Here is a 14,851-nt window from a genome sequence, read left to right as displayed (position 1 = left end):
TCACTCTCCCGCCAGTGCCACCACAGGGTCAAGCCGCGCGGCATTGCGCGCCGGCATGAATCCGAAGATCAGGCCCGTCAGCACTGCGCAGCCGAAGGCCCCCACGCTCGCCGCCAGCGAGAACAGCACCGGCACGCCGGCCAGCATCAGCCCCACGACGATGCCCAGCCCCGCGACGACGCCCACGGTGCCACCCACCGAAGTCACCAGCACCGCCTCGGTCATGAACTGCCGAAGGATGTCGCGCTGGCGCGCGCCCGTCGCCATGCGGATGCCGATCTCGCGCGTGCGCTCGCGCACCGTCATGAGCATCACGTTCATCACGCCGATGCCGCCGACGATCAGCGACACGATGGCGATCAGCCCCAGCATCAGCGTCATCGCGCGCGCCGTCTCGGTCTGCACGCGCAGCGCCTCGACGCGGTTCCAGATGCGCACTTCGCGGCCGGCCTGCTGGCGCGCCAGCTGCGCCTCGATGGCCTCCGCCGTCTCCTGCGCCCGCTCGATGTCGCGCACCTGCACGGCGATCCACGTCGGATGCGGGTGACCGTAGATCCGCGTCGTTGCCGCGGACAGCGGCACCACCACGCGGTCGTCCTGGTCCTCGCCGTCGTTGGCGCCCTTGGCGGCAAGCACGCCGACGATCTGGAACGGCACCTTGTCCACCAGGATGTCCTGGCCGACGGGGCTTTGACCGTCCGCGAAAAGCAGCTTGCGCACCGTCTGGCCGATCACGGCGACCTTGGCGACGCGCAGTTCGTCGTCCGCATCGAACATCACGCCTTCGGCCACGCCCCATCCGAGCACCGGAGAGAAGTCGATCGTGGCGCCGCCGCCTTCAGTCAGGTGGTCGATGTTGCCGCGCCGCACCACCACCTTGTCCTCGATGTAGGGCGCCACGCCCTCGACGTTGGGCAGCATGCGGAGGGCCTCCGCGTCGGCCAGCGTCAGCGGCGCGCCGGGATTGCGGGTGCTCGCGACCTGGGCCGAGACGAACATGGTCCGCGTGCCGAAGGTCTCAAACTGCGCCATCACCTTCTTCTGCGAGCCGCCCCCGACCGCGAGCATCACGATGACCGATGCCACGCCGATGACGATGCCCAGTAGCGTGAGCCCGGTGCGAAAGCGGTTGCTCCACATCACGCGCCACGCCGTGCGCGTGGCCTCGCGCATGTCGGCCGCCATGGAGGCTCCGCCGCGCGATGCCTGCAGGTCGGGCATCTCGATGTCGACCGCAACGGCCGGCTGCTCCATGCCGCCCGAGTCCTCGACGATGCGCCCGTCGCGGATCTCGATGATGCGCCGCGCCTGCGCCGCCACCGAGCGGTCGTGGGTGATGAGGATCACGGTGTGCCCCGCGTCCGCCAGCTCGTGCAGCAACGCCATCACTTCGGCGCCGCTCTTGCTGTCCAGGGCGCCGGTGGGCTCGTCCGCAAGGATGATCCGCCCACCGTTCATCAGCGCACGCGCGATGGCCACGCGCTGCTGCTGGCCGCCCGAGAGCTGGTGCGGCCGGTGGTGCAGCCGCGTGCCCATGCCCAGCCGTTCGAGCAGGGCAACGGCACGCGTATGCCGCTCGGCTTCCGGCATTCCGGCATAGAGCGCGGGAATCTCCGTGTTCTCCAGCACCGATTCGCTGGGCACCAGGTGGTAGCCCTGGAACACGAAACCGAAGGCCTCGCGGCGGAGCCACGCGAGCGCATCGCCGTCGAAGGTGGACACGTCGCGCCCGTCGAAGAGGTAGCGTCCCGCGCTGGCCCGGTCGAGGCAGCCGAGGATGTGCATGAGCGTGGACTTGCCGGACCCCGAGGCACCGACGATGGCGACGAACTCGCCCGCGTGCAGCTGCAGGGAGATGCCGTGCAGCACCGTCACGGCGGGGCTGCCGCCTTCCGCGCCGCCCTCCCCTTCGCGGCCACCGTACGACTTGCGGATGTCCTGCAACTCGATCAGGGGCCTGGGGGTCTCCCCGCGCGCGGGCTTCCGAGGCGGTGTCATTCCTTCGCCGCCTTGCCCACGACGATGCGCTCGCCGGCCTGCGCCCCTTCGAGCACCTGCGCCGCCAGGCGGTTGCGCACACCGATGCGCAACTCGCGCCGCTCCACCTTGCCGTCGGCGCGCAACACACGGGCGGTGAAGCGGTCGGCGCTGCCGGCCACGGGCACGAGTGCAGCCAGCGGCACAGTGAGCACGTCCTTCTCGGCGTACTCGACGAACGATACTTTCGCGGTCATCTGCGGCATGAGCTCGCCGTCGGCGTTGTCGACATCGAAGAGCGCGGTATAGACCACCACCTTGCTGGACGCGGCCGACTGGCGCGCTCCGCTGTCGCTGTTGCCGGACTTGTTCTCCGGCAGCGGCGGCGCAGGCAGCAGCTGGCGCACCTTGCCTTGCCACTGGCGCCGGCTTTCGCCGAGCGTGGTGAAGTAGACCGGCATGCCCGCCTTGATGCGACGCACGTCCGCCTCCGACACCTCGGACCACACAGTCATCGACGACAGGTCGGCGATGCGCAGCACATTCGGCGTCTGGTAGGCGGCATTCAGCGTCTGGCCTTCGCGCGCCTCGACGGACACGATGGTGCCGGCCATCGGCGCGTAGATACGGGTGTAGCCGAGCCTGGCCTCGTCGGCCTTCAGCGTGGCCTGGGTCTGCGCGATCTGGGCTTCGAGATTGCGCACTCGCGCGGCGGCGGAAGCCAGCGTGGCCTCCGCACTCTGCACGTCTTCTTCGCGCGTCGCACCGTCGGCAGCCATCTGGCGCTGCCGCGCCTGTTGCTGCTGCGCGAGGCGGTGCTGCGCCTGCTGGTCCGCCAGCTGTGCCCGCTGGCCCGCGAGCGACGCCCGGCCCGCGTCGACCGTGGCCTGCTGCACGCTCGGATCGATCTCGACCAGCAACTGCCCCTTGGCGACGATGTCGCCGGGCTGCGCCCGCAGCTTGAGGATCTGGCCCGAGACCTGCGCGCCCACGTCCACATAGTGCCGCGGCTGCAGCACGCCAAGCGCGGTTACGCTCGATTCGATGGTCGTCCGCGCCACTGCCACCGACTCGACCTCGGCAGCGGAGCCGCGCCCCCAGAGCATGCCGGCGCCCGCCACGGCCGCCAGCGAAACGAGCGACAGAGCCACCGCGTAGCGGCGACCGGCGCGCTTCGGGGCACCGCTACTGACACCACTGTTCATCCCGCCACCCCGCTAGGCCGAAAGACGCTGCGTGCGCGGCCGGGAATGAAAGCCGGCCAGCGGCAGCATTCCGGCGCCATGGCCGCCGGGCTCTCCGAACTGCGACTCATACGGACCCTGTGGCGTCGCACCCTGGCTCCGGCACGTCGAGCAGGGGCCGTGGATCTGCACGTCGAACGCACCGGCCGACGGCAACCCCCGGCTCAGCGCCACGCGCATGAGCACCTCGCGCAGATCGCGGTCATGAACCTCGGCGACGGCTCCGCAGCCGCCGCAGCGCATGCGCACGCCGCAGGGCTCGGCGTCCGGCATCTTGTAGCGGAACACCGCCAGAGCACCGCCGCGGCTTCGCACCCATTCGCGCATGATCAGGCCGCTCTGCTCGAACTCCTTGAGGATGCGGTAGACCGTCGTCAAGCTCACCGAGGTGCCGCGCAGCAGCATGCGGCGGAAGACTTCTTCGCCTCGCTGCCACTCCTCACCGGCATCCGCGAGGGTCTGGAGCACGCAGACGCGCACCGCGGACGGTCGCAGGTTGGCCGCCCGCAGTTGCGCCAGGAAGGCGGGACGCGGCGGCTGCGGCAGGGCTTCATGTGCTTGCGGTTGGTCGTTCACGCGGCGAGGCTTTCGAGTCGGGGCCGGGCGCGGTCTTCCGCGATGCACCCCGCGCGCATGGTGATCACGCGGTCGGCCAGGTGGAAGTAGCGGTCGTCGTGCGAGATCACGACCAGCAGGTGCCCCTTGGCACGCAGCTCGGGCAGCAGCTCGGTGTAGAACAGATGACGGAAGGTCGGATCCTGGTCGGCCGCCCATTCGTCGAACACCAGCACTGGCCGCCCTTCGAGATACGCATGCACCAACGCCAGGCGCTTGCGCTGGCCGGTGGAAAGATCGGTGGTGGTGAACAAGCCATCCTTCACGGAGACCTTGTGCGCGATCTCCAGGCGTTCGAGGTACGGCAACGCAGCCTCGGGCAGGCCGGCAGAGGACGCGCCGCCGGAGCCGTCCGCCACCAGATCCTCGAAGAGGTAGAAGTCGGAGAACACGGTGGTGAAGAGCTGCCTGTAGTCGTCCCGGGCCTCGGGCGTGACGACCTTGCCGTCGACGAATATCTCCCCGCCTTGCGGCGCATAGAGGCCCAGCAGCAGCTTGATCATGGTAGTCTTGCCGGAACCGTTGTCACCGACCACGAAGACCAGCTCGCCCTTGTTCAACCGCAGGTCGACGGGGCCCAGCACGAACGCGTCGCTGCCCTCCGCGGCGTCGAAGGCATAGCGCACTCCGCGCAGTTCGATGGCGCTGCCCAGGCGCACTTCGCTAGGCGCGCGGTCCAGGTGCAGATGCGGCTCGGGGCTTGCGAAGCGCGTCGACAGGTCGGCAATGCGCTGGAACGCCACCTTGGCACGGCCCACGCCCGGCAGCGCGCCTGCGATCTGGTCCATCGGCCCCTTGAGGAACAGCAGCACGAGAACGAAACCGCTCAGCACCACGGGATCGGTGTTGCGGAAGGCCGCCCAGCCCAGGATCAGAGCGATCAGCAGGAAGAACAGCGCCGAACCGAAGGCCGTGGCGATCACGTAGGTGTTGATCGCCCGGCTGTTGACGGTGCGGATGCTGTCGACGATGCGTTCGATCTGCCCGCCGAACACCAGCGCGCGGCGCGAGCGATGCATGCGCAGCTCCTTCGCACCCTCGCTGATGCCGCGGTAGGCCTTGTGCAGTTGCTCTTCGTAGTCGCGCGCCTTCCAGAAGCCGGCCACGCCGCGGGTTTGTGCCACCACCTGTATGGAGATGCCGATGACCAGTGCCACCATCAGCACGCAGAACAGCGGAAACGACAGCACCGCCAGATAGGTCAGGCATCCCAGGGCAATGGCCAGCGAGATCAGCGTCGCGGAGAAAGCGAAGGCCACGTCGCTGATCATGTCCACGTCCTGCGACAGCACGGGCATCAGCCGGTGCGTGCGATAGCGCTCCAGCGCATCGATCGGCGCCGACAGGATCTTCTGGGCCAGGCTCTTGCGGATCTGCGAGACGAGTCGCTGCCCGACGAGATTGGTCGAGACGTCCGAGACCACGCGACCGATCAGCGACACCGCGCACAGCGCAACGAAAGTCAGCAGCAGGCCGCCGGCGAGGCCGCCGGACGTGTTCAGCACCTTGTTGATCGTGGCCAGCAGCAGTACGGTGGCCACGCCGGCGGCGATGCCGGTGAACGACGACAAGGCCATCCATGGGAGAAAGGGCCTCAGCAGGCGCCTGATTTCGGCGGCATCGCCATTCGAAGATGTCATGCGAAAGTCTTTCCGCCCCTGGGGCGACAACGACCCGGCAGCGTGGACCTCCAGCGACCGGACGGGTAACGAATGGAAGACGACCGGGCGGATGGCCAGGGTCGCCGGCAGCTCGGAGCCGCTCCCCATTCAACGGGCGACGCTCCGAAATGTTCATGCGGCCTCAGCGTGAACACCGGAGCCCTCCGTCCGTCCTATCTGCATGCACGCCGAATTCCATTTGCCTTCCGAGTCCCGGACCGGGCCATGATTGCGCTGCTGGAACCCCTGTTCCAGGGAGAGCACGCGAGGCATGGCGAGGCCCTCCATTGCGCGCCGCAGCCGCCCGCCAATGCCATCGGGGTGGCCGATCTGCTGCACGACCCCGCCCTGCTGACCGACCTGCTATATCGCCAGGCCCGACATCTCGGCGCCGATGCCCGCGATCTGCGGGCGGTAGCCTCCGCATGGAGCCTGGAGTACTTGGGCATGTGGCTGCCGCCAATGGTGGCTGCAGCCAGCGTGCTGCAGCATGCCTTTCCGGCGGCGCCGGAACAGGTCTGGGTGAGCTTCGACGAAGCCGGCGATCCGCTCGGCTTCCACATCCGCGACCTGGGCCGGCCGATGCCAGGCGCCAGCACTGCGCAGCGCTATGCGCCGATGTTCTGGCAGCACCTGGAGCCGCTCTTCGCAGCCATCAGCCGCCTGACGAAGCTCGCGCCAAAGATTCTCTGGAGCAACACGGCGCGGCACATCGAGACCATCCTGAACGAAGCACTGGCCATGACCGGCTGCGCGGCGCCGATCACGCAGGACCGGGACCGGCTGCTGCGCGACGCGACCTGGCCGCAGGCGCGCGTCCATCCCCTGTACGCGCCCCGGCGGGAGGTGCGCAGGATCGAGGCCGGCCGCTGCGAAACCCTGACGCTGTACCGGCACTGCTGCCTGAACCACCTGCTGCCCGGCGAGACGCACTGCGGCCCATGCCCGCTCGCACCTGCGTACCGCAGGGACCGGGCCGAAGCGGAAGAACGGAACGCCTGAGCGGCGCATGAGCCCTCGCAGATGAACAGATTCACGGCTGCCTCGTCTTTCTCAGGCGGCGGCACATCAGCCACCACTTCAGACCAGACCAACATCGAACGCCCATGTCCAAAGCCAAACTCGTCTACATCCTGTCCCTGAGAAATGCCGCGGCCGACCAGGCCGGCCAGTTCATCGACTACAAGGGCGAGCGGCGCTACATGAAGTCACCGCTCGAATACCTCGCCGAGGCGCTGGACGGCACGTCGCTGGGCGACGCGTATTCGCTCGAGGGGATCATCTACGACGACGACCAGAGTTCGCCGCGCGACCGCAAGTCGCTGCAGGACTACGGCTTCGCCTGCGAGCCGGGCAAGAAATGGATCTTCCCCGCTGACCTGCGCACGCAAGGCAAGCGGCTGAACGACATGCTGCACCCCATCGCGTCGACCTACCGGCAACTGCCCCTCGACGCCCCCGACCGCGCCAAGGGAAAGAGCGACTTCGAGCGCCGCCTGTACGACAAGCTGGTGGAACTCGAGGCCGACGTCGTCGTGCTCGACGGGCTGCTGGTGATCCTCGACGAACTGGTGCGCCCGGGCGCGCCGTTTCACCGGCGGATCGCGAATATCCATCCCGGCATCACGCGCATCGAGTCGCCCTATGAGCGCCGCGGCGCCCACGCAACGCTGGACGCGCTGTACGGCGCGCAGGGCAAGCGGGTGATCGACTGGAACACCCTCGAGAAAGTCGATGTCGCCCCGGTCACCATGACCGGCGCGTCGTTCCACTACGTCGACAACGGCATCGACTCCGGCGAGGTCATCTTCGACGTGCTCGACACGAAGATCGAGCCCGGAGAAACGATCCTGGAACTGCGCTGGAACAACTTCAACAACAGCCTGTTTCCCGCGCTGCACCAGGGCCTGGCCCTGCTGGCCGAGACCACCATGGCCCCGGTTGCCGCGTGAACACCCGAGCGCACCCGGCGCCATGTCCAGCAATTTCCTGGGCGATTGCCTCACTCGCGCATGCGAGCCCTCTTCATACACAGGAGTCGATCTTCAATGCAACACGTCCATGATCTGATCGGGATCGGGTTCGGCCCGTCCAACATCGCGCTGGCCATCGCGCTCGAGGAAAAGCGCCATGCGGGCCGCCCGTTCGACGCCCTGTTCATCGAGAAGCAGCTGAGCTTCGCCTGGCACCCGCACATGCTGCTGGACCATGCGCACATGCAGATCTCGTTCCTGAAGGACCTGGCGACGCTGCGCAACCCGACCAGCCGCTTCACCTTCATCAACTACCTGCACGAAAAAGGCCGACTGACGGACTTCGTCAACCTCAAGAGCTTCTTCCCGAGTCGCCACGAGTTCAACGACTACCTGTCCTGGGCCGCGGAGCAGTTCGACGACGCCTGCGCCTACGGCGAAGAGGTGTTCGAGGTGCTTCCCGAGGAAAAAGGCGGCGAAGTAGCCCTGCTGCGCGTGCGCTCGCGCAACCACTCGGGCAAGCTCGTCGAGCGGCTGACGCGCAACCTGGTGGTCGGCATCGGCGGCATGGCCAACATTCCCGACAGCTTTCGCACCCTGCGGAACGACCCGCGCGTGTTTCATTCCAGCACCTACCTGCAGGACATCGCACAGATCGGCAACCCGCGGCGGGTGGCCGTGGTGGGCGCGGGGCAAAGTGCAGCCGAGATCTTCATGGACCTGCAGGGCCGCCCCGGCACGCCGCAGGTCGACCTCATCACGCGTGCCCGCTCGATCCGCCCGGCGGACGACAGCCCCTTCGTGAACGAGATATTCAACGCCGAGTTCACCGACTACACCTTCAGCCGCTCGGAGGCCGAGCGCGCGGCACTGCTTGACGAGTTCTGGCATACCAACTACGCCGTGGCCGACCTCGAGCTGATCCAGCAGATCTTCAAGTCCTTCTACCAGCAGCGGGTGATCGGCGGAAACCGGCTGCGCCTCCTGCGCCGGCACGACATCCGCGAAGTGACTGCCGACGGCCACGGCGTGCACCTCACGCTGTGGGACCAGAACGCGATGCGCGAAAGCACCATCAGGTACGACGCAGTCGTGCTCGCCACGGGTTATGCAAGGGAGCATCACAAGACGCTGCTGTCGCCGCTGGACCCGTACCTGGGGGACTACTCGGTCGACCGGCATTACCGGCTGCAGGGCACGCCTGACTTCCGCCCGGCCATCTACCTGCAGGGCGCCTGCGAGGATTCGCACGGCCTCAGCGACACCCTGCTGTCGGTCACGTCGGTGCGTACCGGAGAGATCGGCAGCGCCCTGCTCGCGACGCCGGCCGGTCCTGCCGTCCAGGTGCACCAGGAGCACCAGGAGCACGAAGCGATCGGAACCTGAGTTTTTTCGGGCATCGGACCCCGGGGTGAAAAAGTTACGACGGTGTGTCTCTGTTTTATGAGTTCGAACGTCTTACTCATAAAAGCGCCAGAGACCGGAAATCGGGCCGGCATCCGCGCCTGAAGGTAAATACGTCTTACTTTTAATTGAAACCCTGGAGTCCCTGACTTATGCGTCCCTTGCCTCGTCAACATCTACTGAATGCCGCGCTCGCTGCCACCTTCGGAACTGCCCTCGGCTTGCTGAGCCCCGTTGCCATGGCTCAGACGCCGGGTCAGGCGGCCGTGCAGGTGTTCGAGGTCAAGGTGCCGGCACAGCCTGTGGCAACGGCACTGAACGAGCTCTCGCGGCAGACCGGCGTTCAGGTCTTTGCCGCAGGCGACGTGGTGGCCGGCGTCGGCTCCCAACCGGTGTCGGGCAGGCTGACCGTGGCGCAGGCCCTGGAGACCATGCTCGCAGGCACCGCCCTGCGCGCCACCCGGACTGAAAACGGCGGCTACGCCGTCCGTCGCGCCGCGGACGTGCCGGCCTCTTCCTCCTCGACGCTCCCCACCGTCACCGTTCTCGCGGAAGGCGAGGCCGAAACGGCTTCGGGCCCGCTCAAGGGCTATGTCGCCAAGCGCAATGCCGTCGGTACGAAGACCGACACGCCGATCATCGAAACCCCTCAATCGATCTCGGTCGTCACATCCGATTTCATCGAGGCCACCGGCGCACTGCGCCTGAAGGACGCGCTGGCCTACACGCCCGGCATCAACGTGTCGCCATGGGGTGCGGATTCGCGCTTCGACTGGACCATCATCCGCGGCTTCGACGCGCAGACGCCCGGCTACTACCTGGATGGCCTGCAGCTGCGCAACAACAACGGCTGGGCCGTCTGGCAGACCGAGAACTACGGCACCGAGCGCATCGAGGTCCTGCGCGGCCCGTCGTCTGTGCTGTACGGGCAGACCGGCCCCGGCGGCATGATCAACGTGGTCAGCAAGCGTCCGACCGAGGAGCCGCTGCGCGAACTGCAGGTGCAGCTCGGCGACAACTCCCGCCGCCAGGTCGCGGGCGACTTCTCGGGCCCGCTCGACGAGCAGGGCAAGGTGCTGTACCGCATCACCGGGCTGGTGCGCGACGCCAAGCTGGACGCCAGCGGACTGCCGAACGACCGCACGTACATCGCGCCGTCGCTCACCTGGAAGCCGTCGAGCGACACCTCGCTCACGCTGCTGTCGCACTACCTGCGCATCCGTGACGGCAGCTCCTACGGCAGCTTCCCGGAAGTCGGCACGCTGCTGCCCAACCCGAACGGCAAGTTCTCGCCGAAGACCTACGTGGGCGAGCCCGGCTTCGACCACTTCAACCAGGACCAGTGGATGGTGGGCTACCTGCTCGACCACCGCGTGAACGACACCTGGACGCTGCGCCAGAACGTGCGCTACGGCTCCATCAAGGTCGATTACCGGCAGGTCTACAACGCGAGCAACTTCGTGACCGTCAACCCCGACGTGCCTTCGGACCCGGCCAACTTCCGCACGCTGAGCCGCTTCCCCTTCGGCAGCAAGGAGAGCGCGCGGCTCTTCACGATAGACAACCAGGCGCAGGCCAAGTTCAAGCTCGGCGACTGGCAGCACACCTTCCTGTTCGGCGTCGACTACCAGCGTTCGCGCAACTACCAGCGCACCTACAACGCCGGCACGGTCTCGAACATCGACGGCTACAACCCGGTGTACACGAACGACGTCGTCCCCCTGGACCCGTGGTTCGACGCCAAGACCAGCCTTGAGCAGACCGGCTTCTACCTGCAAGACCAGATCAAGTGGGGCAACTGGGTCGCCACGCTGGGTGGCCGCTATGACACCGCGACCGCCCGCCTGAACAACTACCTCGACGGATCGACGACGCGCATCACGGACCACAAGTTCACGAGCCGCGCGGGCCTGGTCTACCTGCATCCGAGCGGCTGGGCGCCGTACATCAGCTATTCCGAGTCGTTCTCGCCGACGGTGACGATCGACCCCGAGACGAGCAAGCCGCTGAAGCCCGAGACCGGACGCCAGTATGAAGCCGGCGTGCGCTACCAGCCTCTGGACGGCAAGAGCAAGTACAGCGCAGCGATCTTCGACCTGCGCCGCCAGAACTACATCACCTACAACTCGACCTACCAGCCGAAGCAGACGGGCGAGATCCTGGTGCGCGGCCTCGAGCTGGAAGCAGCCTTCCAGCCGGTCAAGAACATGAACGTGATCGCAGCCTACACCTACACGCCGAAGGCGGTGGTCACGGCCAGCAGCACGGCGAGCGAAATCGGCAAGCAGATGCAGGCCGTGTCGCGCAACCAGCTGTCGGTGTGGACGGACTACCGTTTCGATTCCGGCATCAAGGTGGGCCTTGGCGCGCGCTTCATGGGCTCCAACCACGGCTACCAGGAGTCCGCGGCAGCCAAGGTGCCGTCGTACACGCTGATCGACGCACTCGTCGGCTACGACTTCCAGCGCTGGAGCCTGGCGCTGAACGTGCGCAACCTGACCAACAAGACCTACATCAGCAACTGCAGTTCGGGTAGCTGTCGCTACGGCGAGCTGCGCAAGGTCGTCGCTACGGCAACCTACCGTTTCTGACGGGGACGCGCCGGCCGGGAGCGCGTCAGCTCCCGGAGACCCTTCTTATCCTGTCTTCTCAAGACAAAAACGGCCTTCATTTCTGAAGGCCGTTTTTCTTTCACTTTCCTCTTCTCAATTTCTGTTTGTCTGCTCGCGTGCGTGCGGGCCGTGACCCGCACGCGATCGCGCTACGCCAGCACCTCCGTGCGTGCCAGGTGCTGCCTCAGGCTGGTGAGCATCTGCGGGTGTCGGATGATGCTCAGGTGATCGGCGTCGGGCACGATCTCGGACGACAGCACCGGGGCGCTGTCCGACCAGTTCCTCAGCACGCCGCGTTCCTGCAGCGACGCATCCGCGAGAAAGACGTGCATGGGCACGTCGATGCGGTCGTAGGCGTATTGCTCTGCCCGCAGGCGCTTGTCGAGCCGGATCCACATTTCGCATTCCAGCGATTCTTCGCCCGGCCCGTCGAGGGGGAACTCGCGGCCGGCAAACAGCATTTCCTCGAGCACGTATGCGCGCTCGGAGCCACCCATCCGCGCCAGCAGTTCATGCCAGCGGTCGGCCATCTGCGAACGTGCCAGCCAGGCGGCCAGTGCCTCCTCGGCCTGCCGGCGCTGCACGTCTGTGAGGGTGCGCGTGGCCCGCAGGGCGGTGTTCTCGAAGACGTCGACCATGCCTACGAATTCGATCTCGACGCGACCCTGCAATTGGCGCACCACCTCGAACGCAAGATCGCCACCCGACGACCAGCCGAGCAGCGCGCAGCGCCCCTGCAAGGCAGTCGCCGCAATGAAGTCCGCGTACTCCGCGGCAATGGCCTGGACATCGAAGCCGCGCCAACGCTTTCGCGTGAAGACGTGGCAAGCGAAACCGTAGACCGGCCGGTCATCCTGCAGTGCCTGCGCCAGCGGCAGGAACTCGCGTGAGTTGACCATCAGGCCCGGCAGGCAATAGAGCGGCGTTCCGCTGCCTGTTGCGTTTAAGCAGACGGCGTTGTGCTCCTGCTCGAACTTCTGGCGCAGGCGAGCCGCGAGATCCCTCAACGAGCCGCTTTGCATTACGTCGATCAGGGACAGCCAGCTTCCGCCAGGAACGCTCTCGCGAATGCGAGCGATGAGCTTGAGGCTGATGATGGAGTCGCCGCCGAGTTCGAAGAAGTTGTCGTTGCGGCCCACACGGGTCACTCCGAGGACTTCGGCCCAGATGGCTGCCAGGGTCTGCTCGACCTCGCCCTCGGGCGCCTCGTACGCCCTGTCGCTCGTGAACTCCGGTGCAGGCAGCGCCTTGCGGTCCACCTTCCCGTTCGCGTTCAGCGGCAGCGCCTCCAACTCCACGATCACGCTCGGGACCATGTAATCCGGCAGCACCTCGCCCAGCTTCTGCTTGAGCACTGCCGTATCGATGCCTTGGCCCGAGACATAGGCCACCAGCCGGGTCCCGGCCGGGCCCTCGTTCGCCACGACCACCGCCTCCCGGACCTCCTCCTGGGCCTGCAGCCCCGCCTCGATCTCCCCCAGCTCGATGCGGAACCCACGCACCTTCACCTGATGATCGATCCGGCCCAGGTATTCCAGCTGGCCCTCATTGTTCCACCGCACCAGGTCCCCCGTGCGGTACAGGCGCTGCCCCTTCTCTGTTGCGATGAAGCGCTCCGCGGTCAAGGCGGCTCGCTTCAGGTACCCCCGAGCCAACCCCTCCCCACTGACATACAGCTCCCCCGCCACCCCCTGCGGCACAGGCCCCAGCTGCCCATCCAGCACCTGCATCCCCAGGTCCGGGATCGCCACTCCCACCGGACTGCGCTGCTGACCCAGGTCCGCCCGCGTGATGCGCCGGTAGGTCACGTGCACCGTCGTCTCGGTGATGCCGTACATGTTGATCAGCTGCGGGCTGCCGTCCCCGTAGCGCTCGATCCAGGGCCTCAGCCGCTGCGGGTCCAGCGCCTCGCCTCCGAAGATCACCGCGCGCAGCGCCAACCCTCCCTCCAGCGCCTGCGGCAGTGCCACCAGCTGCCCAAAGGCCGATGGTGTCTGGTTCAGGATGCTCACGCGCTGCGCGCGCAGCAGCTGCAGGAAGTCCTCCGGCGAGCGGCTCACCCAGAACGGCACGACCACCAGCTTGCCCCCGGTGCACAGCGCTCCGAAGATCTCCCACACCGAGAAATCGAAGGCGTAGGAGTGGAACATCGTCCAGACATCGTCTGGCGAGAAGCCGAACCAGTGCTGCGTGGCGTCCAGCAGTCGCGTCACGTTGCGGTGGCACAGCTGCGCGCCCTTGGGGCGGCCTGTGGAGCCCGATGTGTAGATGACGTAGGCCAGGTTCTCGCCGTGCAGCGCGACCTGCGGGTTGCCGTCGGGCTCGGACGCGGTATCGAGCGTGTCGAGCGGCAGCACCTGGAGTGATTCAGCTCCGGGCAGTGCGCCCAGGTGGCTCTGGGTCAGCAGCAGCTCGATGCCGCTGTCTTGCACCATGTAGGACAAGCGGTCCGCCGGGTACTCGGGGTCCAGGGGCACGTAGGCACCGCCGGCCTTGAGCACCGCCAGGATACCCACCACCATCTCGATGGAGCGTTCCACCGCGATGCCCACCCGACTCTCGGGCTTCACGCCCAGGGCGATCAGGCGGTGGGCCAGGCGGTTCGCCCTCGCATTGAGTTCGCCGTAGCTCAGGGACTCATCGCCGAAGACCAGTGCAGTGGCATCCGGATGCTGCGCCGCCTCGCGCTCTATCCGGCTGTGGATCGGGTCGCCGACTGAGGATTCCTGAGATTGGTGTTGCGATCCCCATGCCGTCAGCTGACTGAGCTCGGCATCGGAGATCACATCCAGTTCGCGAATGGGCTGCGCAGGATGCTTCTCCAGTGCAGCCACGATCCCGTCGATGGCCATGCGCATGAAGCCGCAGATACGCTGCGCACTCACCGCTTCGTGAATCTGCGCCACCAGCTCGAAGTCCTTGCCCAGATCATCCACCGACATGCCGAAGGGATAGTTGGTGCGTTCCTGTCCACCAAGATCGTCCATGCCTTCCCACATGGGCACCGCATCCTGGCCTTCGATCACCTCGGGCTCCGGGCTGTACCGGTAGTTCAGCAGTGCCGAGAACAACGGCGTGCCCCCCGGCAGCGCACTGCAGCGCTGCGCCAGCGACAGGTTCGCGTGCTCATGGTGCAGCAGCTGCGTGAGTGCCTCGTGCGTCTGCCTCACGCACGCCAGCACATCCCTCGCTCCCAGCCTCACCCTCAGCGGCAGCGTGTTGATGAACAACCCCAGCGCCCTCTGCGCCCCCTCCCCGCCCTGCATCCGGCCGAACAGCACCGTCCCGAACACCACGTCGTCCTTGCCCGTGGCCTTGCCCAGCACCAGCGCCCACGCCAGGTGGAACAGCGTCGCCGCGCTCAC

At 66.9% G+C, this 14,851-nt stretch carries 9 protein-coding genes; 4 read left to right on the top strand and 5 right to left on the bottom strand.

The features are described from left to right. From FHY06_RS28925 to FHY06_RS28910, 4 genes are read right to left on the bottom strand one after another with little or no spacing between them, the layout of a single operon-like run. Positions 1-1,998 (bottom strand): ABC transporter permease, encoded by a 1,998-nt coding sequence (locus FHY06_RS28925; RefSeq protein ID WP_184607153.1) that lies wholly within the window; start codon positions 1,996-1,998, stop codon positions 1-3. Further along, a complete protein-coding gene (locus FHY06_RS28920) occupies positions 1,995-3,182 on the bottom strand; it encodes an efflux RND transporter periplasmic adaptor subunit (RefSeq protein WP_184607152.1) in 1,188 nt (395 codons plus the stop codon). The genes FHY06_RS28925 and FHY06_RS28920 overlap by 4 nt, the downstream gene beginning before the upstream one ends. 12 nt (positions 3,183-3,194) lie before the next feature. Further along, entirely contained in the window at positions 3,195-3,797 is a 603-nt protein-coding gene (locus FHY06_RS28915; protein ID WP_184607151.1) for a Fur family transcriptional regulator, read from the bottom strand. Further along, positions 3,794-5,476: a cyclic peptide export ABC transporter gene (locus FHY06_RS28910; RefSeq protein ID WP_184607150.1), complete on the bottom strand. Its 1,683-nt coding sequence runs from the start codon at positions 5,474-5,476 to the stop codon at positions 3,794-3,796. The genes FHY06_RS28915 and FHY06_RS28910 overlap by 4 nt, the downstream gene beginning before the upstream one ends. Positions 5,477-5,722: 246 nt before the next feature. On the opposite strand from FHY06_RS28910, the gene fhuF reads away from it, so the two are divergent. The 4 genes from fhuF to FHY06_RS28890 all read left to right on the top strand — a co-directional run bounded on the left by fhuF (position 5,723) and on the right by FHY06_RS28890 (position 11,465). Then, positions 5,723-6,499, top strand: a complete 777-nt coding sequence (gene fhuF, locus FHY06_RS28905) for a siderophore-iron reductase FhuF (RefSeq protein WP_184607149.1) — start codon at positions 5,723-5,725, stop codon at positions 6,497-6,499. A 104-nt stretch (positions 6,500-6,603) separates the two neighbouring features. Further along, positions 6,604-7,449 (top strand): formyl transferase, encoded by an 846-nt coding sequence (locus FHY06_RS28900; protein WP_184607148.1) that lies wholly within the window; start codon positions 6,604-6,606, stop codon positions 7,447-7,449. Between the two features lie 96 nt (positions 7,450-7,545). Further along, complete coding sequence (locus FHY06_RS28895; protein ID WP_184607147.1) at positions 7,546-8,856, top strand: lysine N(6)-hydroxylase/L-ornithine N(5)-oxygenase family protein; 1,311 nt, start codon at positions 7,546-7,548, stop codon at positions 8,854-8,856. Between the two features lie 257 nt (positions 8,857-9,113). Further along, positions 9,114-11,465: a TonB-dependent siderophore receptor gene (locus FHY06_RS28890; RefSeq protein ID WP_145758974.1), complete on the top strand. Its 2,352-nt coding sequence runs from the start codon at positions 9,114-9,116 to the stop codon at positions 11,463-11,465. Between the two features lie 170 nt (positions 11,466-11,635). Here FHY06_RS28890 and FHY06_RS28885 read toward each other — a convergent pair. Next, positions 11,636-14,851, bottom strand: a 3,216-nt coding sequence (locus tag FHY06_RS28885) for a non-ribosomal peptide synthetase (protein WP_184607146.1), incomplete at its 5' end; no start/stop codon positions are given.

This window comes from Variovorax atrisoli (assembly GCF_014195185.1).
Taxonomy (GTDB): domain Bacteria; phylum Pseudomonadota; class Gammaproteobacteria; order Burkholderiales; family Burkholderiaceae_C; genus Variovorax; species Variovorax atrisoli.
Note: the sequence above shows the minus strand (reverse complement) of the source record. Positions and strands in the feature narration are given on the sequence as shown.

Bases quoted from the DNA above. Each gene is read 5' to 3' on its own strand.
- FHY06_RS28925 (WP_184607153.1), bottom strand. From the start codon at position 1,998: ATGACACCGCCTCGGAAGCCCGCGCGCGGGGAGACCCCCAGGCCCCTG.
- FHY06_RS28920 (WP_184607152.1), bottom strand. From the start codon at position 3,182: ATGAACAGTGGTGTCAGTAGCGGTGCCCCGAAGCGCGCCGGTCGCCGC.
- FHY06_RS28910 (WP_184607150.1), bottom strand. From the start codon at position 5,476: ATGACATCTTCGAATGGCGATGCCGCCGAAATCAGGCGCCTGCTGAGG.
- fhuF (WP_184607149.1), top strand. From the start codon at position 5,723: ATGATTGCGCTGCTGGAACCCCTGTTCCAGGGAGAGCACGCGAGGCAT.
- FHY06_RS28900 (WP_184607148.1), top strand. From the start codon at position 6,604: ATGTCCAAAGCCAAACTCGTCTACATCCTGTCCCTGAGAAATGCCGCG.
- FHY06_RS28895 (WP_184607147.1), top strand. From the start codon at position 7,546: ATGCAACACGTCCATGATCTGATCGGGATCGGGTTCGGCCCGTCCAAC.
- FHY06_RS28890 (WP_145758974.1), top strand. From the start codon at position 9,114: ATGGCTCAGACGCCGGGTCAGGCGGCCGTGCAGGTGTTCGAGGTCAAG.